The sequence below is a fragment of the Gemmatimonadaceae bacterium genome (assembly GCA_020846935.1).
In the GTDB taxonomy this organism is placed as follows: Bacteria; Gemmatimonadota; Gemmatimonadetes; order Gemmatimonadales; family Gemmatimonadaceae; genus RBC101.
This window is the reverse complement of sequence record JADLCY010000008.1, coordinates 65198-89642: the sequence shown is the minus strand read 5'-3', so window position 1 is coordinate 89642 and position 24445 is coordinate 65198. Positions and strand designations below refer to the sequence as shown.

Genomic DNA, 24445 nt, shown 5'->3' with positions numbered 1-24445 from the left:
CCCCTTCATCGACACCAGATCGAGCATGACGTCCATAACGCCGCCGTCCACCCCAGCCGACCTCGCGCACGCCACGTGGAGCGACCTCGCGCCGCTGTACGAGGAACTGGCGATGGCCCCGATCGACGACCTGGAGGCCTGGCTGGCCCGGTGGTCCGCGCTGCAGGAGGTGGTGGAAGAAGCGGCCACCATCGCGATGATCGACTACACCTGCGACACGGCCGATCCGGTAAAGGAGGCGGTCAACCTGCGTTGGTCGTCCGAGATCTTCCCGAACGTGATGGAGCAGCACGTCCGTCTCGCGCAACGACTCGTCGACGCCGGCTCCGTCCCACCTCAGATGGAGATGGTCACGCGGGAGTTCCGGACCGACATCGAGATCTTCCGCGAAGCCAACGTGCCGCTCTTCGCCGAACTCGAGGAGTTCACCGCCGGCTACCAAAAGGCCACCGGCAATCTCACGGTCGCGTGGGACGGCCAGGCGCTGACGGTGCCGCAGCTGCAGCCGTTCCTCAAGGAACGTGACCGTTCGGTCCGCGAGCGCGCCTTTCGTGCGGGCGCGGCGGCCTACCTCGGCATTCGCGACGAACTCGTCGGGCTGTTCGACCGCATGTATGCCGTGCGGCAACGCATTGCATCGAACGCGGGTTTTCCGGACTTCATGCAGTATGCGTTCCGCGCCAAGCATCGGTTCGACTACACGCCGGACGACTGCGCCCGCTTTCACGAGGCCGTCGAAGCCACGGTGGCGCCTGTCGTCGAGCGGTTGATGCGACACCGAGCCCAATCGCTTGGCGTGGATCGCGTGCGTCCGTGGGACACGCTCGTCCACCTCGAGTCGCGCGAGCCGGTGCGACCGTTCCAGGACGCCAACGGTCTGGTGCAGCCCGCCCAGCGCATCTTTGACACGCTCGACGCCGAGTTGGGCGCGCGGTTCCGCGAGATGTCCAACGATGGGCTGCTGGACCTGACGTCGCGCGCCGGCAAGGCACCGGGCGGCTACTGCACCAACCTGTCGTGGCGCAAGAAGCCGTTCATCTTCATGAACGCGGTCGGCGTGCCTGACGACGTGAACACGCTGGTACACGAAGCCGGGCACTGTTTCCACGATTTCTCGGCGAACCGGCTGCCATATCTATGGCAGCGGTCAGCCGGACACGAGGCGGCGGAGCTGGCGTCGATGAGCATGGAGCTGCTGGTGGCGCCGCACCTGGTGGCACCCACGGGCTACTACACGCCGGACGAAGCGCGATCGGTCGAGGTCGAGCATCTCGAGGACATCCTCGGCAGCCTCGCGCATATCGCGAGCGTCGACGCGTTCCAGCGCTGGATCTACACCAGCGGCCAGGGCCACGATGCGGTGGCCCGCGACCAGGCCTGGCTCGCCGAGCGCGAGCGGTTCGAGCGCGGGGTCGACTGGTCCGGACTCGAAGCGGAGCGCGTGGCCCGGTGGTACCGCCAGTTGCACATCTTCGAACTGCCGTTCTACTACATCGAATACGGCATCGCCCAAATGGGCGCCCTGCAGCTCTGGCGCGACGCGCAGCGCGACCCGGCGGCAACCATGCGTCGCTACAAGGCGTTCCTCGCGTTAGGAGGGACGCGTCCGCTCCCCGAGCTGTACGCCGCCGCGGGGGCGCGCCTCGTCTTCGACCGCGACGGCATGGCGGAACTCGTCGGCCTCGTGGAGGATCGCATCGCGGCCCTGCGCGCGCACTGAGCGCGCGCTACTTCGCGACCGACGTCCCCGGGTCACGCTCCACGGCAATCGTGTAGTCGGTCGCCAGCGCGGCAATCGTGCCGATCGCTGCCCACAACGGCAGAAGCACCGCGCCGGCCACGCCGGCGGTGAGCGGCATGTCGATCAACGTGCGCCCCTTCGGGTTGCGCACGATGATCCGCCGCACGTTGCCCTCCTTGAGGATCTCCCGGATACGCTCCTTGAGCTTCGATCCCGATACCTTGATCTCTTCCATGCCCGCTCCTGCGTAGACCTGCGTTGGTGCCATGCGCCCGGACGAGCCTTCGTACCTCGACGGGTCTCTTGCCCTACGACCTGACGCCGGCTTCGGGTTTCGCTCGGGAAGGTTATCCTTCCCAACGATGGGTCGTCACTGGGGAGTTTCAGCCCACGACGCCAACTCATGGTGAACTCCATAGTAGCCCGCTACGCTGACGGCAGGATCGTGAAGGGAACAAGCCTCGACGTCGCGCAGGATCGCCCCACCTGCCACGTGCGAACCGCCACCGGTGACATGGTGGAGGTCGAACTCAAGGACCTCAAGGCGCTCTTTTTTGTGAAGTCTCTGGACGGTGACCGCACGCACCAGGAAGGCACGACCGTTGATCCCGCGGACCCGCGCCTGCGGGGCGCTCGGCTCGTCGAAGTCACCTTTCATGACGGCGAACGCGTCGTCGGGCTCGCGCTCCGCTATCCGCCGAACAAGCCGTACTTCTTTCTCACGCCGGCCGACTCGGTGAGCAACAACCTCCGGATCCTCGTGAACCGCGCGCAGATCGCCACGATGGGTGTGGTCGGTGCGTAGCGCTCGACGGTCCGCTGGGGGGCTGGTGGTGGCCTTGGCGCTCCTGGCCGGATGGGCCGACGCGCAGCAGGCCGACGCGCCCTCGCAGCCCGTCCCTCGCCTCGCGGGTCAACTCGCCCTCGGCGCCGCGCTCACGCCCGTCGGATTCGTCGCCAGCGGGTGGGCCACCAAACACGGAGCCCGGCGACTCGGCTGGACGGAAGATCATGCCACGCGTGCCGCATGGATTGCGGCCTACACAGGTACGTGGCTGGGTGCAGCCTCCGGTCCCATCCTGGTGGGTCGCGACGGCAGGGCCACGGCCGCGCTCGGTGGCTCCCTGGTTGGCCTGGGCACCGCCGCGCTGACGGTGCGCGTGGGCAACTGGCTCTGGGACGACGATAGGCGCTCGTGCGGGCTCGGCTGCTGGACGATCGGGGCGGTCACCATCGCGCTGCCGAGCATCGGCGCCACGGTCGCGTACGCCGCAAGCCGGAGGTAGGCCGGCTCGGCAGCGCGACGGGATCGCATTCGTCGGCCGCGTACCGATTTCCGACAGGCCCGCTTCACGGGCATTGCCGCTGAGCTTGCGAGCAGGGACCGCACTGCCACTGCGTGGACCTCCCGAGTCAGACGCACATGCAGCGCATTGCCGCTGAGCTTGTGAGCAGGGACCGTACTGCCTCCCACTGCTTCCATCGCATTGGCCCCGCGGGTTGCCTTCCCGTGGGCTGGATGCTTTCGTGAAGGCTCACCACAGACCTTCACCGCGCGTCACATGTTCCGTCTCCTCGCAGGCCTGTCACTCGTTGCCGGCACGCTCGCGGCCGCATCGTCGGCGCGGACGACCGCCCCGATTGCCAACGCGCCGAATGCCGCGGCCACCGTCATGCAGGTGTACAAGTCACCGACATGCGGATGCTGCAAGGCATGGATCGACAAGATGAAAGCTGCCGGCTTCGAGGTGCGGGTGACCGACCTCGGGGAAGAGGCGCTCCAGGCAGAGAAGACAAAGCGTGGGGTGGGTGACAATCTTGCCTCCTGCCACACGGCGGTGGTGAACGGCTATGTGGTGGAGGGCCACGTTCCGGCGGCCGACATCCAGCGCATGCTCCGCGAGAAGCCGGCGATCGTCGGGATCGCGGCGCCGGGCATGCCGCGCGGGAGCCCGGGCATGGAGATGCCGAACGGCGCGAAGGATCCGTATGACGTCGTGGCATTCACCAAGGCAGGCAAGACCACCGTGTTCGCTCGCCACTAACGCTCCAATGCCTGGCGCGCGAAGCCGTCGATGGGCGTGGGTGCTCGCGGCCCTCGCGGGTTGCGGCGCGCCGTCCCCGTCCATGGGCCATGACGCCACTCCCGCGAGTGCGTTGCGCGCCACCGCGCTCGTGTGGACCGCGCCAGGCAATCGCTTTACCCTGGAAGCCGAGGGCTGGCGCTCCTTCCAGCCGATTCGTGGAGGACCGGACGGGGAGCCGCTCATCGTCGTCCTTCGACTCCGCGGCGACCGGCCCATCGAGGCCACGGTGAACGTGACCGACGTGCAGATGGTGCGTGGCGACTCCGTGTGGACCTCGCAGCCATCCGAGGTGCGGCCCGCTGACGGCGGTGAAATGGAAATCGTCGTGCGCAACGGGCCGGCGTGGGCTCCGGGCGACGCCGTGGACCTGGTGGCACGCGTGCACGATGGCCGCGCCAGCGCCCTCCTGCGCGCACCGCGGTTCGTCATCCAGCGGGTGGACTGATGCGGCACGCGGCACTCCTGTTTTTCATCGCTGGCTGCGCGACCGGTGGAGGGAGTACCGCCACGCGGGTGATCACCGACCAGGCCGTGGTTCAGGGCGAGCTGGCGGCCGTTGGCGTGGAGATGATGCGCCGACACGAGGCCGTCACCGACGAGGTGAGCCTGCCCCGTGACACCGTCCTGCAACTCCTGCCTGGAGTCCTCGGCGACCTGCAGTTCGTGATCGAGGGGAGCGACCAGAAAGCTGGCACCCTCACCACGCGGAGTTCGCGATTTCGTGGATCCCTCGGGGGCGCTCGACTGTCCACCTATTTTTCGTGTGGTGAGAGCGCGATGGGCCGCACGGCGGATCGCTACAGCGTGATCGTGAAGGTGACGATGGAGGTTCAACCCGTTGGCGACCACCAATCCCGGCTCTCCACGGTGGCCGCGGGCTCGGCACGGCACGACGACAATGGCGGGACGGCCGTCATTTGCCAGTCGACGGGCGCCCTCGAGCGCCGCATTCGCACGAGTCTGATGGCGGCATCCCTCAGGTCGCCGTAGCAGCACGTTGCTGCCATCTTTCCGAACGTGACCTCTCTCCCGGAACCGACCGACGACGACGTCCTCGCCGCCTTGGCGACGGGCCTGCAGCGCTGCGACCCGCCGACGGCCCTGCGCGAGCGCGTGCTCAGAGCCGGGACGCCGCTGCCGTTCACGTTCCTCGATCGAGAGCAGGGCATCTGGCTACCGGCTCCTGATGCGTCGGTGGCCTATCGGGAGATGTATCACGACTCGCGCGAGCGCTTCTCAACGCGCCTCGTGCGCGTGGCCGCTGGCCACGACCTTCCCGAGGCACCGATCGACGGCGTGCGGAGCGCGGTTGTGATCGAAGGCGGGCTTACGCGCGGCGCGGAAGCGCTGGGCGCCGGCGACCTGTTCGACGATGCCTTCGGCAGTGCAGCCTGGCACAGCGAGGGCGGCGCACTGGTGCTCGAGCTTGCGACGCGCGACGTCGATGGTGCGCCAGCGGGTGCCATTCGCGCCACGTCTCTTGGCTGGGGTTCGATGGGTCCGGGCATCCGCGCGCGCGTGGCTCTCGCCGGAGCTCGCGAACTCTCCATTGTCGACGCGGACGCCGGGGCCGTGCTGGCCGACCACGATCACGGCGGCATCGAGGAACTGTTCGTGCTGCACGGCAGCTGCGAGGTGCAGGGTCGGCGGATGCGTGCGGGCGACTACCATCGGGCGCTCCCCGGATCGCACCACGACATCACGCTTGCTGGCGCGGACGGGTGTATCCTCGTCAACTCCGTGCGCGCCCTGGACTGACGAGCGCCGTTCGCCGCCTCGCGCATGCGCTCGCGGTGGCAGGCGTCGTCGCGTGCCGTGACCCTGCGCCATCGGTCCCCCCGGGACTCGTGATCTGCCATCAGCCGCTGGCCGTCGCGGTCGATGTGGGCCGCGGTCCGCGCTTCACGTGGTCCCCGACATGCGGCGCGACGTACCTCGAGGTCACGACGAACGATCGCCGGCAGGTGCACTGGATCGTGCAGGGCGACACGGGCAAGATCGCGCCTGACGTGACTTACGGCGTGGCTCCCCCGGCGTACCGCTCCGCCTTTGGGCCGATCGCCCTCGATGCCGGGGCCGCGTACCTGGTGCGCGTGGGCGTCATGGTGGACGAGAACTCGTTCGTGATCTTTGGTGAGCGTGCGTTCACCCGATGACCGCCTGCCTAACGCGGCCCTGGCTCGACTCGCGTCAAAGCGCCGGATGTGCCGGTGACCGGGGCCGGCGGATCAGACGATCCGGCGCCCGCAGTTGCCCGGCGCACGACGCGTGGCCATGCTGGATGGGTCCGCTGGATCCGGACCCCCGAGCGCTCTTTCCCTACACCTCTGGAGGTATCATGCTGGCCTCAAACGTCACGATGTCGCAGGTGCTCGACGGTCACCGCATCGAGGAGACGCTCGGCGTGGTACGCGGGATCGTGGTGCGGTCCCGATCCGTGTTCGGGACGATCGGCGCGGCGCTGCAGACGATCCGGGGCGGTAACATCACGCTGCTCACGGAGTTGTGCGAGCGAGCGCGAGCGGACGCGTTCGCGCAGATGATCTCGCACGCCGAGGAACTCGGGGCGAACGCGGTGATCTGTGTGCGCTACGACGCCACCGAGGTGATGCAGGGGGTCAGCGAAGTGCTGTGTTACGGCACGGCCGTGCGCGTGCGCGCCACCTGACCGTCTGACGCATCGCCGGAGAAGGGGATCGGGCGCGGCTCGCGATGGCGCGACGCCGGGCATAGATTCGGCAGGGCATCGTCATTCACCGACTGCCCTGCAGATTACCGTTAGTCATGCCGCCTCGCTCCCCGTCGTCTGGTCGCAAACCCGGCGCGCGCCTCGGCGCCGCGCGATTCCTCGATGCGGCGCGCCGGTGGGACGCGGAGGTCGTGGCGGAGGCGCTTCGCGCGCACCCGGAGCTGGCGAACGTCACCGATCGCAGCGGCCGCACCGCGCTGCACCTCTGCGCGGCGGCCACCGTCGGCAAGGCGCGGCGGCCGGTGGCGGCCTCGATCCGCACAGCGCGTGCGCTGCGCCGTGCCGGTGCGGCGCTCGATGCCGTGCACCGCATCCCCGACCAGGGGGAGCCGTTTCCGGCGACGCCGCTCTGGCACGCCATCGCACGAGGAAAGAACCGCACCCTCGCCCGCTACCTGTTGCGCGAGGGCGCGAGCCCCGACTACTGCCTCTGGGCCGTCGTGTGGAACGATGACGTGGTCATGGCGAGGCATCTGCACGAACACGGAGCCAATCTCGACCTGATCTTCCACGACGAGACGGCGCTGCTCTATGCCACCCGGCTCCGCCGCACGCGCATGGTCAGGTGGCTCCTGCGTCACGGCGCGAACCCCAACATCGGGGATGCTGAAGGTCGCACGCCGCTGTCGTATGCCGTGCGCCGCCGATATCCGGTGGCCGAGGTCGAGGAGCTGCTGCGCCACGGGGCGGACATCACCCTTCGGGCCCGCGACGGATCCTGCCCGCAGTCGCTCGCCGAGTCGGGTCGCGCCGGGCCGCTGGCGCAGTTGCTGCGCAAGTACGCCCCAGCCGACGCATCGGCGGCGCAGGTGGCGTGAACCACCCGGCGGTCACACGGTGGGCGTGGCGGTGACGGGCCCGTTCCCGTATGTGGGCGTGTCCGGCCTGCTCTACCTGGTGCTGTTCACGATCGTGGTGCCCGTCCTGGCGATACGAAGCGCACGGCGCATGCGTGATGCGCCGCTGCCCGATCGCCTGGCCGTATTCCGTTCGGTCCTGATCCAGCAGCTGGCCATCCTTGGTGTGGCGTGGTACGTCGCCCGCACGGAATGGGTGCCGATCTACGTGGCGCCCGATGCGCTGCTCAAGGCGCTCGGACTCGCCGGCCTTGCGACCGCGACATTGGTGCTCGCCTTCCGACCCATGTGGCGTCGCGCGGTGGAACGCGGTGAGGCGAGGATCCAGCTGTTGATGCCATCCACGCGCGTCGAGCGGATCCTGTGGCTTCTGGTTTCGCTGGCCGCGGGCATCGCCGAGGAGGTGGCGTACCGGGGCGTGTTGTGGGTGCTGCTCGAGCGCCTGCTCGGGTCATCGGTCGCGGCCGCGGTCATTGCGTCGCTCGTGTTCGGCGTCAGCCATGTGCTGCAGGGGTGGCGCAGTGCGGTGGTGATCTCGTTCGTGGCCCTGGGGATGCACGGGCTCGTGCGCGCGACCGGCTCGCTGCTCGCGCCGATCCTCGTGCACGTGGCGTACGACATGATCGCCGGGTTGTCGTACGCCGCGCTGCATCGTGCGCACCGGCAGCGCGTCACCACGGATCCCGCGTGGCCCATCGTACGCTGAGCCGCAGGACGCTCGGCACCTCTTGACTCCGGGCGCGGTGAGCGCGACCTGATGCGGTTCCGCCACCTGACTTTCATGCCTACGCTCTGGAACCCCGACGACCTGGCGGTCGCCCAACGGCGGCTCGGCACGCTCACGGACGCCCACCAGGCTCGATGGGGGCGCATGAGCTGTGCGCAGATGCTGCGCCACCTCACATGGGGCGTGCAGATGGCCACCGGCGCACGGCCGGTTCCCCGACTCAGGACCCGGTTGCCGTTGCGATTCGCACCCCTCAGGTACCTGATCCTGAACGTGTTGCCGTTCCCGCGCGGGGCGCCGACGGCACCGTCGCTTCGCGTGGGGGAGGTTGGTACGGTGGCCGAGGAACGCGCGGGGCTCGAGGCGGCGCTCGCGGCGTTCGTCGCGATGGACCGCCGCGCGCCGTGGTCACCGCACCCCGCGTTCGGGTCGATGGACGGGCCAGCGTGGGGCGCCTTCACCTGGAAACACGTCGACCACCACCTGCGGCAGTTCGGTGCCTGACGAGGGGGTGCGCTGCGTGCCGCGCGGGGCACGAGGCATGGGGCCGCCGTGCGTGGCGTGCGTCAGGTCTGCCCCGTTGCGGCGACCGGGCGCCCGCGGGGCTGCGTCGCACACGGTGGCCCGCGTGGAAAACCGGTGACTTGTTTGCTTTCGCGAGTGCTCCGGTGCACGCGAACGGGTGCCTGCTTGCCAGGTCTAACGATCGCGGGCGGGACTCGTCAGGCCTAACCAGGGTACGGTACCTGCCTGGCGAGGATGTGACGGCCCGGGCCTAACGGCGGTCCTGCCTTACGAGAGTGCGTCGATGCCACGCGACGGGGGGCGCGCAAACGCTCCGGGCGATGTATGTTGGTGCCCCGTCCGTTGGCGAACCCGCGGCGCGGTCGCGATGTCCCACGCTGTCGTCAGGCATGTCCCCCGGCGACGATACCCCCGAAGACCCATGGCAGCCAGGAAGAGCGCAGCGAAGAAGACGGCGAAGAAGGTGGCAAAGAAAGCCGTCAGGAAGAACGCCTCGTCGGTGCCTGGCGTGAGCCGCATCGACCAGGAGTCCACGCGCACCCACGGATACTTCGTGCGCGTCGGCTACCATCGCACCAAGGAAGGCGCGTGGCGCCCCAGACACCGCGCGTTCTTCGGTGACGCCTCGCATGGCGGCAAGGAGAAGGCGTTCAAGGCCGCCGTGAAGTGGCTCAAGTCGCGCCAGGGCTGATCCGGCACTCTCGAACCCCCCGCTCACGGCGCGGTCCGCGGACGCCGTGAGCGAACACGCAGGGGCCTAACGAATCGTGGGCCACACCGGCACGCAGGTCCGACGCACCCGACCCACCTCATCGGACTGGACGCGACGTCCTGGCGGACGCGTCATACGCATCGCGCCGTGACCGCCCCCACCCCGCCAGACGAGCAACTCCTCGGTACGTGGCACCTGCTGCGCGCCGATCCATCCCTGGATTTCGCGCCGGGCGTCAGCATGGAGTTCCAGCGCGGAGGCCGCCTCCGCTATGCGTTCGATGTCGGCACGCAGCGGCAAACGCTCCAGCTCGTGTACCGGGTCGAGGGCAACGTCCTGCACACCGAGTACCCCGGAATGGCCCACGATGCGGTGGCCGCCTTCACCTTCGGGCCGGGCGACGTGCTTATCTTCGACTTCGGCGGCGCGAGGGCGTGGTTCCTTCGCAAACTGCCTCACGATTCCTCACGCAGACACCAGCGCGGCTGACCGTCGCGCCGCGAGAGTTCCGTCATGGGCCGGCTCGAACAGATCTGGATCAAGCGCGCCAGGCAGGGTCCGATGGACCCCGTGGCCGAGGCCCATCTCGATGAAGGGCAGGGGCTCGCCGGCAATGCCAACCGTGGTGGCAAGAGGCAGGTCACGATCATCGAGCGCGAAGTGTGGGAACGCCACATGACCGCGCTGGGTGGAACGCTGGATCCCGCACGCCGCCGCGCCAACCTCATGGTCAGCGGCTGTGCGCTCGCGGGCAGTCGAGGGCGCGTGCTGCGCATCGGCGCCACGCGCATCGCTATCCGCGGGGAGACGCGACCCTGCGAGCAGATGGAGGAGGCCCTCGCCGGACTGCGTGAGGTGATGTCCGCCGACTGGGGCGGCGGCGCCTTTGGCGAGGTCCTCAGCGGTGGCCCGATTCGCGCCGGGGATCCGGTGTCCCTCGAGGACTGAGGCGTCAAGTGCCATTCTTCCGCAAGTCGATCTTCTTCACCGAGTGCGACGAATGTGACCGCCGCTTCTCGGTCACCTCCGGGGGCGTGTGCGAGCGCTGTCGCCGGATCCTCTGCGGTGTGCACCTGCACGGTTCGATCGGGCGACGCATCGCCATCGCCTTTGGCGCCTCGATGCTCTGCGTGCGCTGCCGCGCGGGTGAATCACCGGCCGCGATCCGCGGGGACGCTTCATGACGGAACGGCTCTACTACGGCGACGCCTACCTCTGCGCGTTCCGCGGAACCATCGTCGACGTGACCGATGAAGGCCGGCGGGTCTATCTCGATCGCTCGGCGTTCTACCCGACCTCGGGTGGCCAGCCGGCGGACCGGGGCACGATCAGCGGCGTGGCCGTGACGGACGTGATCGACGAGGAGGCACGCGTCGCTCACGTGCTCGAGGCGCCGCTTGCACCGGGTGCGGTCGAGGGTGTGGTGGACTGGTCGCGTCGGTTCGATCACATGCAGCAGCACACCGGTCAACACCTGCTCTCCGCCGTGTTCGCCGACCGGTTCGGCTACGAAACGGCCAGCGTGCACTTTGGCCCCGACTACGCCACGCTCGACCTCGCGCACGACGCGATTCCGCTCGATCACCTCGTGGCCGCCGAGGCGCGTGCGAATGAAGTGGTCGCCGCGAATCGCGCGGTGACGGTGTCGTTCGAGGACGCCGCGACCGTCACCTCGCTGCGCAAAGCTTCGGATCGGCTGGGCGTGCTCCGCATCGTCACGATCGACGGCATCGATCGCAGCGCCTGTGGCGGGACACATGTGCGCGCCACCGGCGAGATCGGGCCGATCCTGGTGCGTCGGGCCGAACGGATGCGCCGCCAGACGCGCGTGGAGTTCGTGTGTGGCGCCCGCGCCGTGCGTCGCGCGCGGATGGACTACAGCATTCTTGCATCTCTCGCCTCCGCGGCCTCGGCGTCCATCGACGAGCTGGGAACCCTGGTGCCCGCGCAGGCCGAGCAGTTGCGTACGGTCGAGGCCGCACGACGGAAACTCGAAGACGAGCTTGCCGGGCATCGTGCGCGCGCCCGCTGGGACTCGACCGCGCCGGATGCAGAAGGTGTTCGGTGGATCGTGGAACGTCGCGCGACCAGTGGTGCTGACGAGGTGCGCGCCTTCGCACTGGCCATGGCGAACCAGCCACGAGCCGTCTACGTCGCCGTGCTCGATGCCTCGCGCGCCCTGCTCATTGCGTCGTCGGAGGATTCGGGCGTGGATGCCGGCCGCAGCGTGAAGGCCGCGCTCACGGCCGTCGGTGGGAAGGGTGGAGGGTCGCCGCGCCTGGCACAGGGCAGCGCGCCCGATCTCGACGCCTTGCAGCGCGCCGTGGCGGCGACAGGTTTCCCCATCGAAGCACCCTGAGACCATGACGCTTCCGACGCGCCAGGATCAATTCGACGTTGTCCCAGGTGACGCGGTGCGGGAACGCGGAGGCATCCTGTCGTTCTTCAGTTCGCAGGAACGACGCGGGGCGTGGGAGGTGCCGCGCCACCTGCGGATCGCCTGCTGCATGGGCAGCGTCGAAGTTGACCTGCGCGAGGCGCGCCTCGCCGAGGGCGAGACGATCATCGAGACCAAAATCCTGCTGGGATCGGTCGAACTGCTTCTGCCCCCCGGCGTGACGGTCGAAATGGAGGGCGACGCGCTCATGGGGAGCTACACCTTCAAGCCCGACCCAACGGCGGTGCCATTGCCGGGTGCGCCGCGAATCATCCTGCGCGGCAGTGCGATCCTCGGCAGCATGGAGGCCGAGAGTCGATACGCAGGCGAAAGCCGTCGCGCGGCCGATCGCCGCATCAAGGCCGCGCAGAAACTCCTCGGCAAGGGATAGATCGCCTCTCGCGCATCGTCGTTGCGTGGCGTATATAGGGCGCAGCGGCGACCGCAGGACCCCGACCCACTCCCTCACACCCCATGGGGTCCGCGGGAGCCGCATCAGGCGGAGGCGTCATGGACGGCATGCTCAGCTGGCTCGCAGGCGTCGGCACGACAGCCTTTCGGTGGTCGGCGCTCACCTTCATCGTGATGAATGGCGTGGCCATCTCGGCGTTCGTACTCACGCGCGATCGCTCGCTCGTGAACCGATGGACGGGACGGCTGCTGGCCGCGAACCTTGCCCTCGCGGCCACCGGGCTCGGCATCCCGATGCTGACGACGCTCACGCGCGCTGCGATCGCGGCGGTGATGCCGTCGACCAGGACATCATTGATGCCGGCGCGCGACAAGCGCGAGGCGATCGCTGCACCCGAACGGGTCGAGCTCACGCCGCGTCCCTGAGTCCAGTCAACGTACGGCACAGACAAACCGACCCCCGCTGATCGAGCGGGGGTCGGTTGCCATTGAAGAGGTGCTGATCAGGAACGGCGGTCGCGACGGTTCTCGCGGCGGTCGCGGTGATTCTCTGCACGATCGCGCACGTCCTCGCGACGATCACGACGGTCCTCGCGCACATCCGCACGATCCTCTCGCCGATCGAGCCGATCCTCGAGTCGATCCCTCGGCCCACCGTCGACGCGCGCATCGCGCCGGTCTTCGCGTCGATCCAGGCGATCTTCGGCCCGATCGCGGACATCTTCGCGTCGGTCGCGCACGTCCTCCGCGCGATCACGCCGGTTCTCCCGTCGATCCCGGACATCCTCGAGCAGATCGCAGGGCATGCGGTAGCATCGGGGCGGAGCAGACTGGGCCTCGAGCGTCGAGGCGGTGGCGACCACGAGCAGGGCCGCGAGTGGAGCGACGATCATCGAACGCATGGAACCCTCCGATTCGCTATAGGTGCATGGCGGCTGTGCCCTCACCGCTGTTGAATCGGACGCGTGTCAGAGGACGCCGTTAAGGCGTCACACACATTCAGTCACCCTGCCCACTCCCGGCGGCGGAACGGCACTGGCACGTGTGGCCCGCACGAGCGCGGGGTAAGCAACTCAGGCTCGCTGCCGATCCTGCCGAGCAGACGGACCTGAGTGCTGGATCCGCGACGCGGTGGTGCGCGTCACGGGAGAGTGACCCTGGCGAGTGTATTCGCGTCGGTGCCGAACCAGAGCGAACGCGTGGGACGATGAAAGATCATGTGTCGCACCGTTTGTCCACCGCTGGGCACCTCGATGCCCGGCACGAACATGCCGGAGCGCGGGTCGAAGCCCACGATGCGATTCGGCCGGTTGGGCGCGTTCTCGGAATACCACAGTCGGTCGTGGTCGTCGACCGTGAGCGCGTACGGCAGCGAGTTCGGGCCTCCCGGTGAGGGATACTCGTGCACAGCGCCGGTGGACGGCGTGAGCCTGCCGAGGAATCCCCGCGTGTAGTCCACGTACCAGACGTCGTCGTTGGAGGTGATGGCGATGCGTCGACCGCGGGCGCGTTCGTTAGGCAGCGCGAACGTGCGTGGCGTCATCGTCTTCGGATCGATGGTGCCGATGCGGTTGGTCCCGAACAGGTTGAAGTACGGCTCATCGCGCGAGTTCATGACGATGCCGTAGGGGCGCGACCCGGCTTCCATCTTCACGAGGCGCACCTTGCCGGACTTCGTGTCGAGGTGGCCGACGAAGGCGCCGTTCTGCACGGTGAACCAGATGTTGCCTGCCTTGTCGAAGATCAGCGTGTGCGGGTCCCGTGCCGCCGGATCGGGCATCGGGAAGCGGGTGATCTCGCCGGTCCTGGGGTCGAGCTTGCCGATGTGCGCGTTCACGTTCCCCGAATACCAGATGAAGCCCTGCTTGTCGATGATCAGGTTGTGCGGGTTGGTATTCTCCGACAGCTCGTAGCGCTTGAAGTTGCCGGTGCGCGGATCGAGCACGGCGATGTAGTTGCCGGCCTGGCCGCAGAACCAGATACGTCCATCGGCGGCGACGTAGGGGTCGCGTGGGCGGGTCTTGTCCCACGGCACACTCCACTCACGGATGGTGATGGTGTCGACGGCGGGCCGTCGCGATGCGATGGGGGCGACCGCCGTCACGGCGGCAAGGCTCAGGGTGAGGAGCATGGCGGCGGCGAGCTGAAGGGGCGAGAATGCAGCGCAGTTCGCTCCATACGGTGGGTCGGTGTCCCCGCTGTCAAGCTTTCGACGTCCGTCAGGCATCGGCTACACCCGCAGACTCGCCGCTGCCTCGCTGGCTCCGCCACCCGACGAGCACTCTGTGACGCGGGGTGCGCGTTCGCCTCCGCCGTTCCGGATGCCGCGCCGGCCGACCCGGCTGTGGCGTTGGTGCGCCCACGTCAGCGGAGCGTGGGCGTGCCACGCTGAGAGGCGGAACGCCTTGCCAGCGAGGTACCGCGAACCGGGTGGGCTTCGGGGAGCACACGGCGCTCGCTGGCCCCTCGGGCCCGACGGCGAGCGAGCGCCGCGCAACGCGTCTCTGCTGCCGCGGCGGCATCAGGCCCCGCGATGGCTGTTGCGGCCGCGGCCCGGCTGTAGGTTCTGCGGGCGTTCCGCGTCGCTGGCGGCGTCCGGCGTCTTCCACCTTCGACCTCGACACCATGCACACCTCCTCCGCTCGCTGCACCCGGGCGTACCTGTTGCGCACGCTGGCGGCCGCCACGGTACTCCTGCTGGCCGCGCCGATGGCGGCCCAACAGAAGAAAAACATCACGCTCCGCGACGTGCTCGCGCGGCCCACGTACGGCGGCTACCGGCTCTCGCCGGATGCCAGGACCGTACTCTTCACACGCACCGATCGCGAGCCCCGGGAGTGGGCCGCCACATCCCACATCTGGTTGTACGACGTGGCTGCGGGCACGTCGCTCCAGCTGACGAACTCCCAGCGCGGTGAATCGAACGCGCGGTTCCTGCCGGATGGACGTGTGGCTTTTACGTCCAATCGCGATGGGCGCAACGCCTGGTACGTCATTTCCCCGCGCGGCGGCGAAGCAGTGAAGCTGGTTGAAGGCGACAGCCTGCCGACGGGTGGCAGCTTCTCCCTGGACGGCCAGCACCTGGTCTACACACAGGAAACCGAGCGACCCGACAAGAAGGAATGGGACGACCGCGTCAAGAAGAAGGACGATGGCTACTACGCCGAGAAGAAGCTCACGTATACGCATGTGTGGACGTTCGACCTGGCGACGAAGGCCCGGACACAGATCACGAGCGGTACCAGCGACAACCAGGGGCCGGTGTTCTCGCCCGATGCGCAGTGGATCGCGTTCAGCTCGAACCGCACCGGCACCACGGCGCGCGATGCGAACTGGAGCAACAACAGCGACATCTACATTGTCCCCGCGGCTGGCGGCGAACCACGCGCCATCACCGGCGCGAACCTCGGCCCCGACAACGGCCCGGTGTTCTCCCCGAACGGTCAGTTCATCGCGTACGCCTCGAGCGACCTCCGCAATCACTCGGCCGACCAGATCGATCTGAAGGTCATCCCCGCGCAGGGCGGCACCGCGCGGAACCTGACGTCGACGCACGACTACTCGATCTCCAACCTCGAGTGGTCGGCCGACGGCTCGCACATCTACTTTGCGTCGGCCGAAGGGCTGACGACGCGGCTCTACCGGATCGCGGCCTCTGGCGGCACGCCGGTGGAAGTGCCCCTCGGCAAGGACTTTGTCTTCGGCGACTTCTCGGCGTCGTCCGACGGCACGAAGTGGCTGGTGAGTGGTGGGTCACTCACCGAGCCAGGTCTCGTCTACCTCACCGGTCGTGACGGCACACAGCCGGTGCGTATTCTCGCCGAGCAAGATCGCCTGGATGAGTTCAATATCGCCCGATCGGAGCCCATCACATGGAAGGGGGCCGACAACTGGACCATCGAAGGCATTCTCACCTACCCGCTCGGTTACCAGCCGGGTGCGAAGGTTCCGATGATCCTTCAGGTCCACGGCGGGCCGTTTGGACGCTACAGTGCCAACTTCAACGCCGGCGCCCAGATCTGGGCGGCGCGCGGGTATGCCGTGCTGCAGGGCAATCCACGCGGCAGCTCCGGGCGCACGCTGGCGTTTGGTGCGGCCAATCAGAACGACTGGGGCGGCAAGGACTACGTCGATCTGATGAAGGGCGTCGACCACGTGATCGCGATGGGCGTCGCGGACTCGTCAAAGCTCGCTGTGATGGGTGGCAGCTACGGCGGGTTCATGACCTTCTGGACGGTCACGCAGACCTCGCGCTTCAAGGCCGCGATCGGCCACGCCGGCATCTCCGACTGGTACTCGTTCTTTGGTCAGACCGATATCCCGAATCTGCTGGAGTTCGGCTTCGGCGGCCTGCCGAGTGCGTCCAAGGCCACGTACGAGCGGTGGTCGCCCATCGAGCATGCCACGAAGGTCACCACACCGCTGTTGATCACGCACGGTGAGAACGACACTCGCGTGCCCATCCCGCAGGCCGACGAGTACTATCGGCTGCTCAAGAAGCTCGGAAAGACGGTCGAGTTCCTCCGCTATCCGCGCGAAGGACACGGCATCACCGAGCCGGTCCACCGGCTCCACCTGGACGTGGAACAGGACAAGTGGTTCTCGGAGCACGTGCTCAGGCGGACGAAGGCAGTGAGCAACAACCCGTAACGCCCAGCGCCCGAGGCACGGCGGGGCCCGGCGTCTGCCGGGCCCCGCTGCGTTCTTCTAGGGTCGTCGACCCCAGGTGGGCCCGGGTGGCTCCTTCCTCAGCACCACCGGATTCGCCTGAAGCAGCTTCATCGCTTCGGCGACTGCTCGCTCGAGCTGAGGATCGCGACCGGCGATCACCTCGCGCGGATAGTTCTCCACCTCGATGTCTGGCGCGACGCCTTCGTTTTCCACGGCCCATTTTCCGTCGCGATCAAAGAAGCCAAGCCGAGGTGCCACGAGGCCGCCTCCATCGACAAAAGGTGCCTGGTCCGAGGTGGCCACGAGGCCGCCCCAGGTTCTCGTGCCAATGAGTGGACCGATCTTGCGGCGGCGGAACATGTACGGCATCAGGTCGCCGCCAGAGCCGGCCATTTCGTTGATGATCATCACCTTTGGGCCCCAGATCCCGGCCGAGGGCGACGTAAAGGGCCGCCGATCCCCCACCGGGTTGTTGAAGTATCCGTCAAAGTCGCGGCTCAGGAGTTCGATGATGTAGTCGGCCGCGGAGCCACCGCCGTTGTATCGTTCGTCCACGACGGCGCCAAGCTTGTCCTGTTGCGCGAAGTAGTAGCGGTTGAACGAGGCGTAGCCCCCCTGTCCGGTGTTGGGGAGATGCAGGTAGGCGAGCTTTCCGCCGGAGAGCGAGTCGACGAGCCGCCGGTTGCCTTCGACCCAGGCGCGGGTCCGGAGTCCCTGCTCGTTCGCCACCGGCACCACCGTGACTCGACGCGCGCCTTCAAGCGTCGGGCGCGAATTCACCGTGATGATCGTCTGTCGGTTCGCCGTGCCGTCGAGCAACCGATAGACGTTGTCCGAACCCTGGAGCTCCTGTCCGTTTACGGCGAGCAGGTACTCTCCCGCACGGACGTCGATTCCCGGCGCGTCCAGCGGGGCGCGCAACTCCGGGTTCCAGCTTTCGGAGTCGTAGATGCGCGTGATGCGATAGCGACCGTTCTCGATAGCGAGGTCGGCTCCCAGCAGGCCGCCGTTGGCGTCAGGAACGGCGGGCATGTCCCCGCCACGTACGTACGAGTGCCCGACCGCCGTCTCGCCCTCCATCCAGTCGAGGAGGTAGTTCAGGTCCTCGCGGTGCACCACGTGGGCGAGGAAGGGCTTGTACTGGGCGACCACCTTTGGCCAGTCAGTCCCGTGCAGGTTCGGCACATAGAAGTAGTCCCGCACCTTGCGGCGCGCTTCCTCGAAGATCTGCGCAAACTCCGCCTTGCCATCCCACCACATGCGGAGCGTCGCGTTGAGCCGGCCGCTGTTCGCGGCCGGCGCCGAGGGAGCGCCGGCATCCACGAGGTAGAGGGCGGCCTGTGGTCCACCGGTCCGGTACAGCAGCTTGCGGCCGTCGGCGCTGACGGTGTACTGCTGTACGCCGTTAGCAAACGTCATGGCGCGACGCTCGCGCAGCACGTAGCGGTGCAGCGGTGCCCCTCCGGGACCGCCGCCCGTGCCAGACGCCGCGACGTTCTCCGTGAAGAAGACGGTCCCCGCAGATCCGGCCCTGAGCTGCGCGTAGTCGCGCGCGGAGATGCCGGGCACGGCGATGGTCCGCCGCGCCAACCCGTCAAAGTCGATCGCGACCGCCACGGACCGCGGCGCCGCGGACTGGGCCGCGTCGGTTGCCTGGGCACCGCCTGGTGTCGGTGGACGGCCGGCGCCGCCCAACGGTTCGTCGTCACTCTCCGGCGTGAACGGTGTCGGCTCGCCGGCCTTGAGCACCGCGACGTAGAGCGCGTTGGTGCGCGGCCGTTCGTAGTTTGTCATGTCGAGCCACTGCGAGCGCAGCGCAAAGTCGGTGCTCGCGAGGAACCACAGGTACTTGCCGTTGGCGTCCCAGGCCGGCCACGTGGCATCGGCCAGCCCGTCGGTGATCTGCTTCTGCTCACCGGTCTCGGCGTTCATCACCACGATCACGCGATAGTAGGTCGGCAAGCGTCGGGCGAACGCAATCCATCGGGAGTCGGGGCTCCACACCGGATTCATCGAACGCTCCGGTACCATGAACGGGTCGCCGTCGAACTGGCGTGCCGTCCCCGAGGTAACGTCCACGACCCAGAGCCTGAGATGCGTGTCTGTGAACAGGAGCTTCTTCGAGTCGGGCGACCATGATGGCGAGTACGGGAAGCTCATGGACGGAAGCGCGATCGACCGCGACGTCATGCCGTCCTGCGACGCGACCACGAGCTGGTATTCGCCCGACACGTCGGAGAACCACGCGATCGACTGCCCATCGGGGCTCCACGTCGGCATGCGTTCCGCGGCGCCGCTCGTGTGCGTGAGGTTGCGCACGTCGCCCTTCTCGGCGGGGATGGTGAAGATCTCGCCGCGCGCCTCGACCAGCGCACGTCGCCCGGTGGGCGAAAGCGCGAGGTTGGAGACGCGTGCCGTCACGTCCTTCCATTGCGGCATGATCCAGGGAAAGTCTCCCGTCACGGTGATCGGAACCGCACGGCTCGTTCCTGACGCCGGATCGAGCAGGTGGATGCGACCGGCCTGCTCGAAGACCACGGCGCCGCCGCCGGAACCCAGCGTCTTCACGTCGAAGTCGCGGAACTTCGTGACTTGCGTGAGTTGCCTGGAGCGCGAGCCATAGCGCCAGACGTTCTGGACCCCGTCGCGATCCGAAATGAAGTACACGTCATCACCCAGCCACACCGGCTCGATCTCCTTGGAGTTGATCGGGCGCGGAATGGTATCGGTCGCCCAGTTCGCGAGGTTGACCACCCAGATGGGCTTGTTCTGTCCGCCGCGGTAGTTGCGCCGTTCATCGTCCCAGGACGACGCCATGCGATAGGCGATGCGCCCGCCGTCGGGACTCACCTGACCCTGAAACGCGCGAGGCAGCGCCATCGGCTGCTCGAACCCGCCCGTGGTGGCCACGGTCCAGAAGCGCGGCACGGCGTTCGGCGCGTGACTCGCCCGCCCGCTGGCAAACACGACGCGCTTGCCATCGGCCGTCCAGCCGGTGACGGCGTCATTGCCCGGATGCCAGGTGAGGCGCGCCGGCTCGCCGCCATCCACCGCGACCACGTACACATCTGCATTTCCTGCGTAGGTTCCAGTGAAGGCAACCCACTGGCCATCGGGCGAAAGCCGCGGGTCTGAAGATCCGCCCTGGAACGACGTGAGGCGACGCGCCTGACCGCCGCCGCGGTCCACCACCCAGATGTTCCCTGCGTACGCAAAGGCGATATGACGCGCACTCACCGTGGGCTGGCGCAGGAGCAGGGTGCCCTGCGCGCTGGCCGGGGACGTGAGGGAGAGGGCGAGGGCCGAGGAGGCGATGAAAAGGTGTCGGGTCATCGGGCGGTGGTGCCGGTGGGCAGGAGGGTGCGTCGTGCGCGGTGACGGCGCTGGCCGTCAACCTCGCCCCCCGCCACGAGGCACGCAACGCGCCGATGAACCTCAGGCCGCGTGAAGTGGTATGATGAGTGACGCCGCGGCGGCACGCGGTGCGGCCCCATGGAGGACCCATGACCAACTGGATTGGACGGCTGACTCCCCGCCACCTGCTCGGTTCGTGGCTTGGCTACTGGACCGCGCTCGGTGCCCTGGCGCTCTGGAAGCCCGCGACGATCCTGATGCAGCTGTCACGTGGGAGCGTGAGCGCCGGGGTGGATGACGGCACGTTGACCCTGACCATCATGCAGGGCGGTGCGACCACGTGGATGAGCGCCATTCCGCTCTCCGCAGTGTTTGGGTGGATCACGATTCCGCCGCTCTTGTTGTGGTCGGGCTGGATGCTGCTGCGCCCGCGGCGGAACGCGCTGGCGAGTCCCGCCGCGGCGCCGGCGCTCGACGCCGGCACACCGCCCATTGGCGATTTCTCGGCGCATCGGCAGCAGAGCGCCGTGCCGATCACGCCGCTTCCGTGATGCGGCAATTCCGGTTGCCGACGTCACGCGCTATGGTTCCCGATGCAAGGGTAGCCCTCACGTCCACCCGCTTGCGAGGAGGTGATCCATTGTCTCATGACCCAGGAACGGCGCGGATCGCTGCCGCCCGCTAGGGCAACACACCGCTGACGGACCGGCGCCCCGCGCCAACCGGTTCAGGAAAGGAAGGGTCCGGGTCGCGTCAGGGCGCGACCCGGACCCTTCGCACATCTCCCGCCGCTATTCGGCGGCGAACCCTTCCACTGGTCGAATCCGTGCTGCACGGCGAACGGAGATTCCACCGCATACGAGTGCGGGCAGCACCGACACGCACCGGCACGGGCCTGCGAGTGCGGACGCGCTGGTGCCTCACCACGCCAGCAGTCGTTCTACGGCATCCACACGTCTTCGAGCACCGTCACCGTCTTCGTGTACTCCCGGCCGTTGACGGTCAGCGTCACGAGATAAGCACCTGGCGCGGCGACACGTCCAATGCGAGCACCGCCGGCCTGACCGCCTCCGCCCCCACCACCACCGCCGCCACCCTGGGCACACGGGTTGCCGCCGCCACCGCCGCCACCGAATCCGCCGCCCTGTCCCGGCGGCACCTGGCGCAGATCGGAGCACAGGTTCCATTGCACCCGATGCAGGCCCGCCTCCCTGGGGCCGTCGATGGTCCGCGCGAAATCACCGGTGCCGAGGTCGCGGATCGTGACCTTGACCTCACCCGTGACCGGCGCCTTCAGATAGTAGGCGATGGCGGTGCCCGTCGGGGCGTTGTCGCCCTCGAAGTTCTTCTGGCCCGTCACCGAGCGCCGCAATCGGATGTCCTGCTTCCAGGCCACCGCGTTGCGCGGTTCGAAGAGCATCACGTCCTGCTGCATGGCGGCGGGCGTGAGCTGCTGCAGCGCCGTGACGTCGTCCATGATCCACACGCTTCGTCCGTGCGTGGACAGCACGAGGTCGTTGTCCCGCGGATGCACGATCACGTCATCCACGCGCACCACGGGCAGGTTCGTCATGAATCGCTTCCATGTCCTGCCTTCATCGAGCGACGTGAAGAAGCCGAACTCCGTCGCGGCATACAGCAGGTTGGGGTTGCGGGGATCCTGACGGACCGAGTTCACGTTGCCAAAGCCCGGGAGATCCCCGGTGATCGCGGACCACGTCGCGCCGTAGTCGCGCGTGACGTACACGTACGGCCGGAGGTCATCGTGCCGGTGACCGTCGAGCGAGACGTAGGCCGTGCCGAGATCAAAGTATGAAGGCTCGACCCGTGAGACGTAGTACTCGCGGGTACCGCCGGGGATGTTCTTGCCGACTTCGGTGAAGGTGCGCCCTCCGTCCCGTGACACCTGAACGTTCCCGTCATCGGACCCGACCCAGATGACGTCCGGCGAGATGTGCGACTGTCCGACGGCGATGATCGTGCCGTAGAAGGTGACGCCGTCGTTCTTGGAGTTGATGCACGTACCGACGCGCTGGCGGTTGCAGGACGGCAGAGAGCCCTTCATCCCGAGGATCTCGCGATCGTCGCGATTCACCGCCTTCGTGAGTTCGCCGCTCATGAACCACGTGGCGCCGCGGTCCCTGGAGATGAAGAGTCGGTTTGCCCCGGTGAGGATGGTGTTGGCGTCGTGTGGCGAGATCTGGATGGGCATGTTCCAGTTGAAGCGGAACACGGTTCCAGGCTCCGGTGTGGGGAACACGTTGGGCCCTCCTGCACCGAAGTTGGCGCCCCCGTCGGGCCCGCGCTGTGGTGCGCGGGGACGAATGCTCACCGATGTGCCCTGGCGCAGGTCGAGTCGGTTCACGTTCCCGTTCTGCGACTCGGTGTACAGGATGTTCGGATCGGTGGGATCGATCTGGCTGTAGAACCCGTCACCGCCGCCTACGCGGAACCAGTCCTGGCCGAGGATGGGGCCCGAGCGCACGGACGAGGGTCCGCACCATGAGCCGTTGTCCTGGAGGCCGGTGCAAACGGTGTAGGGGCGCTTCATGTCCACCGACGCATGGTAGGGCTGACCAACCGCCCAATGTCGGATGGACTCCCAGGTCGTGCCGCCATCCCACGACACGTCGACCGAACCGTCGTTCCCGTAGATCACGTGTTCGCTGTTCTGCGGATCGATCCAGATGGCGTGATGATCGACGTGTCCGTACCCGGTGAGCTGGCGGAACGTCTTTGCGCCATCGGTGGACTTGGCCGCGTTCACGCCGCCCACGTACACGACGTCCTCGTTGTTCGGGTCGACGCGAATCTGCGAGTAGTACATGGGACGCTGGTTCTCGTTCGAGCGAAACTGCCAGGAGCGCCCGCCATCGTTCGAGCGCCAGATTCCGCTCACGCGATCGTCAGGCGGCTGGTTCTGCTGGCCGAATCCGCCGCCGCCACCGCCGCCCTGAGCGCCACTCCCCTGTCCCCCCGCCGCGCGGGCGCCCGACTGGATGGGTTCGGCGCTCGGCCCCACCTCGATTTGTGCGTACACAACGCCGGGGTTCGAACGTGACCAGTCGAGTCCGATGCGTCCCATCACGCCGGCCGGGAGCCCGTTGCCGGACACCCGCGACCAGGTCTGTCCGCCGTTGGTGCTCTTCCAGATGCCGGTGCCCGCGCTTCCGGAAGCGAAGCCCCATGACGTCCGCCGGCGCGTGTATGTGGCCGCGAGCAGCGTGTTGGGGTCACGTGGGTGGATGACGAGATCCGTGGCACCGGTGTGCTCGTCGACGTAGAGCACCTTGCTCCAGGTGCGGCCGCCGTCCGTGGTCTTGAACACGCCGCGTTCCGGGTTTGGCCCGAAGAGCCGGCCCACCGCGGCGACCCACACCGTATTCGGGTCACGCGGATGTACGACCACGCGGGCGATCGACTGCGTCTCACGCAGGCCGATGGGCGAGAACGTCGCGCCGCCGTCAGTGCTCCTGAACATCCCGTCGCCGAACGACGAACTCTGTCGATTGTTTGGCTCGCCGGTGCCGACGTACACCACGTCGGGGTTGGACGGCGCCAGCGCGACGTCGCCGACCGAGTGCGTGCTGAACGTGTCGAAGACGGGCGTGAACGTCGTGCCCATGTTCGTCGTCTTCCACAGGCCGCCGGTGGCAAAGCCTACATAGAAGGTAGAGGGCCTCCCTTCGGCCACGGCGATGTCGTTGACGCGGCCCCCTTGCCCCGTGGGGCCGATCGATCGCCATCTAAAGCCACGCAGCAGCGGATCGTCGGTGGCGTTGAGCTGTGGTCGGGGTGTGGTGGCCGAGCTGCCCTGGCCCTGGGCGTCGGTGGCCAGAAGCAGGCTGAGGCACAGCAGGGCGGAGATCCGGCAGGACATGGTTCACTCCGGGCGAGGGCGGTGGCGGACCCCTCCAGATACGCACCGGCGAGCGGATGCGCCATGTCCCCCACCAACCCCGCGATCTCCCCCCCGGGGTTCGTGAACATCTCATGAAGCAACCTCGGATAGGGCCGGCGCATTGCCGATGCCCCGCACACCAGGCACGTCGGCACGGGGCGAGGCGGGCGTTCTTCGGCGCATCCGGCTTGACAGCGCCGCGCAGCGATACGCAGTCTCATGCAACCAACTGTTGGCGCCCGGCGCTGCGTCGCGCCGGCCCGGACGCTCCTC

General features: G+C 67.9%; 26 protein-coding genes. 22 read left to right on the top strand and 4 right to left on the bottom strand.

The genetic code is table 11. The annotated features are described in order from the left end of the window. The first annotated feature begins 25 nt into the window (after nucleotides 1–25). Nucleotides 26–1720, top strand: coding sequence for a M3 family oligoendopeptidase (locus IT361_09860; protein MCC6317984.1), 1695 nt, complete (start codon nucleotides 26–28; stop codon nucleotides 1718–1720). A gap of 7 nt (nucleotides 1721–1727) precedes the next feature. Here the strand turns inward: IT361_09860 and IT361_09855 are convergent, their stop codons facing one another. Next, nucleotides 1728–1976, bottom strand: a complete 249-nt coding sequence (locus IT361_09855) for a DUF4342 domain-containing protein (protein ID MCC6317983.1) — start codon at nucleotides 1974–1976, stop codon at nucleotides 1728–1730. 168 nt (nucleotides 1977–2144) lie between these two features. Here IT361_09855 and IT361_09850 point away from each other — a divergent pair, with 168 nt between their 5' ends. The 19 genes from IT361_09850 to IT361_09760 all read left to right on the top strand — a co-directional run bounded on the left by IT361_09850 (nucleotide 2145) and on the right by IT361_09760 (nucleotide 13202). Then, complete coding sequence (locus IT361_09850) at nucleotides 2145–2546, top strand: hypothetical protein (protein ID MCC6317982.1); 402 nt, start codon at nucleotides 2145–2147, stop codon at nucleotides 2544–2546. Nucleotides 2547–2580: 34 nt separating this feature from the next. Continuing rightward, nucleotides 2581–3027, top strand: a complete 447-nt coding sequence (locus IT361_09845) for a hypothetical protein (GenBank protein ID MCC6317981.1) — start codon at nucleotides 2581–2583, stop codon at nucleotides 3025–3027. Between the two features lie 276 nt (nucleotides 3028–3303). Beyond that, nucleotides 3304–3786 carry a DUF411 domain-containing protein gene (locus tag IT361_09840; protein MCC6317980.1) on the top strand — a complete coding sequence of 161 codons (483 nt, stop codon included), beginning with the start codon at nucleotides 3304–3306 and terminating at the stop codon, nucleotides 3784–3786. Nucleotides 3787–3793: 7 nt separating this feature from the next. Then, complete coding sequence (locus IT361_09835) at nucleotides 3794–4273, top strand: hypothetical protein (protein ID MCC6317979.1); 480 nt, start codon at nucleotides 3794–3796, stop codon at nucleotides 4271–4273. Further along, entirely contained in the window at nucleotides 4273–4818 is a 546-nt protein-coding gene (locus IT361_09830) for a hypothetical protein (protein ID MCC6317978.1), read from the top strand. Before IT361_09835 ends, IT361_09830 begins: the two co-directional genes overlap by 1 nt. A 27-nt stretch (nucleotides 4819–4845) precedes the next feature. Then, entirely contained in the window at nucleotides 4846–5586 is a 741-nt protein-coding gene (locus IT361_09825) for a cupin domain-containing protein (protein ID MCC6317977.1), read from the top strand. A gap of 89 nt (nucleotides 5587–5675) precedes the next feature. Continuing rightward, the gene (locus IT361_09820; protein ID MCC6317976.1) at nucleotides 5676–5984 is read left to right on the top strand and encodes a hypothetical protein; all 309 of its coding nucleotides are present in this window, start codon (nucleotides 5676–5678) and stop codon (nucleotides 5982–5984) included. Nucleotides 5985–6166: 182 nt separating this feature from the next. Continuing rightward, on the top strand, nucleotides 6167–6496 hold the full coding sequence (locus IT361_09815) for a YbjQ family protein (protein ID MCC6317975.1): 330 nt from the start codon (nucleotides 6167–6169) through the stop codon (nucleotides 6494–6496). A gap of 116 nt (nucleotides 6497–6612) precedes the next feature. Beyond that, nucleotides 6613–7395: an ankyrin repeat domain-containing protein gene (locus tag IT361_09810; protein MCC6317974.1), complete on the top strand. Its 783-nt coding sequence runs from the start codon at nucleotides 6613–6615 to the stop codon at nucleotides 7393–7395. A 31-nt stretch (nucleotides 7396–7426) separates the two neighbouring features. Continuing rightward, the gene (locus tag IT361_09805) at nucleotides 7427–8140 is read left to right on the top strand and encodes a CPBP family intramembrane metalloprotease (protein MCC6317973.1); all 714 of its coding nucleotides are present in this window, start codon (nucleotides 7427–7429) and stop codon (nucleotides 8138–8140) included. Nucleotides 8141–8215: 75 nt separating this feature from the next. Next, a complete protein-coding gene (locus IT361_09800) occupies nucleotides 8216–8665 on the top strand; it encodes a DUF1569 domain-containing protein (GenBank protein ID MCC6317972.1) in 450 nt (149 codons plus the stop codon). A gap of 442 nt (nucleotides 8666–9107) precedes the next feature. After that, a complete protein-coding gene (locus IT361_09795) occupies nucleotides 9108–9377 on the top strand; it encodes a hypothetical protein (GenBank protein MCC6317971.1) in 270 nt (89 codons plus the stop codon). Between the two features lie 168 nt (nucleotides 9378–9545). Further along, on the top strand, nucleotides 9546–9887 hold the full coding sequence (locus IT361_09790; GenBank protein ID MCC6317970.1) for a hypothetical protein: 342 nt from the start codon (nucleotides 9546–9548) through the stop codon (nucleotides 9885–9887). A gap of 24 nt (nucleotides 9888–9911) precedes the next feature. Next, on the top strand, nucleotides 9912–10346 hold the full coding sequence (locus IT361_09785) for an MOSC domain-containing protein (GenBank protein ID MCC6317969.1): 435 nt from the start codon (nucleotides 9912–9914) through the stop codon (nucleotides 10344–10346). An 8-nt stretch (nucleotides 10347–10354) separates the two neighbouring features. After that, a complete protein-coding gene (locus IT361_09780) occupies nucleotides 10355–10582 on the top strand; it encodes a hypothetical protein (GenBank protein MCC6317968.1) in 228 nt (75 codons plus the stop codon). Next, entirely contained in the window at nucleotides 10579–11757 is a 1179-nt protein-coding gene (locus tag IT361_09775) for a hypothetical protein (protein ID MCC6317967.1), read from the top strand. The genes IT361_09780 and IT361_09775 overlap by 4 nt, the downstream gene beginning before the upstream one ends. Before the next feature lie 118 nt (nucleotides 11758–11875). Next, nucleotides 11876–12226, top strand: coding sequence for a hypothetical protein (locus IT361_09770; GenBank protein MCC6317966.1), 351 nt, complete (start codon nucleotides 11876–11878; stop codon nucleotides 12224–12226). Between the two features lie 83 nt (nucleotides 12227–12309). Further along, nucleotides 12310–12672, top strand: a complete 363-nt coding sequence (locus IT361_09765) for a hypothetical protein (protein ID MCC6317965.1) — start codon at nucleotides 12310–12312, stop codon at nucleotides 12670–12672. Between the two features lie 116 nt (nucleotides 12673–12788). Next, on the top strand, nucleotides 12789–13202 hold the full coding sequence (locus IT361_09760; protein MCC6317964.1) for a hypothetical protein: 414 nt from the start codon (nucleotides 12789–12791) through the stop codon (nucleotides 13200–13202). Between the two features lie 185 nt (nucleotides 13203–13387). On the opposite strand, the gene IT361_09755 is transcribed toward IT361_09760, so the two are convergent. Continuing rightward, on the bottom strand, nucleotides 13388–14377 hold the full coding sequence (locus tag IT361_09755) for a lyase (protein MCC6317963.1): 990 nt from the start codon (nucleotides 14375–14377) through the stop codon (nucleotides 13388–13390). 494 nt (nucleotides 14378–14871) lie between these two features. Between IT361_09755 and IT361_09750 the strand changes: the two genes are divergently transcribed. Further along, complete coding sequence (locus IT361_09750) at nucleotides 14872–16896, top strand: S9 family peptidase (protein MCC6317962.1); 2025 nt, start codon at nucleotides 14872–14874, stop codon at nucleotides 16894–16896. A gap of 57 nt (nucleotides 16897–16953) precedes the next feature. Here IT361_09750 and IT361_09745 read toward each other — a convergent pair whose 3' ends face one another. Further along, entirely contained in the window at nucleotides 16954–20250 is a 3297-nt protein-coding gene (locus IT361_09745; protein MCC6317961.1) for a PD40 domain-containing protein, read from the bottom strand. Nucleotides 20251–20420: 170 nt separating this feature from the next. On the opposite strand from IT361_09745, the gene IT361_09740 reads away from it, so the two are divergent. Beyond that, nucleotides 20421–20822 (top strand): hypothetical protein, encoded by a 402-nt coding sequence (locus tag IT361_09740; protein ID MCC6317960.1) that lies wholly within the window; start codon nucleotides 20421–20423, stop codon nucleotides 20820–20822. Between the two features lie 389 nt (nucleotides 20823–21211). Here the strand turns inward: IT361_09740 and IT361_09735 are convergent, their stop codons facing one another. Further along, nucleotides 21212–24151: a hypothetical protein gene (locus tag IT361_09735; protein MCC6317959.1), complete on the bottom strand. Its 2940-nt coding sequence runs from the start codon at nucleotides 24149–24151 to the stop codon at nucleotides 21212–21214. Between the last annotated feature and the right edge of the window lie 294 nt (nucleotides 24152–24445).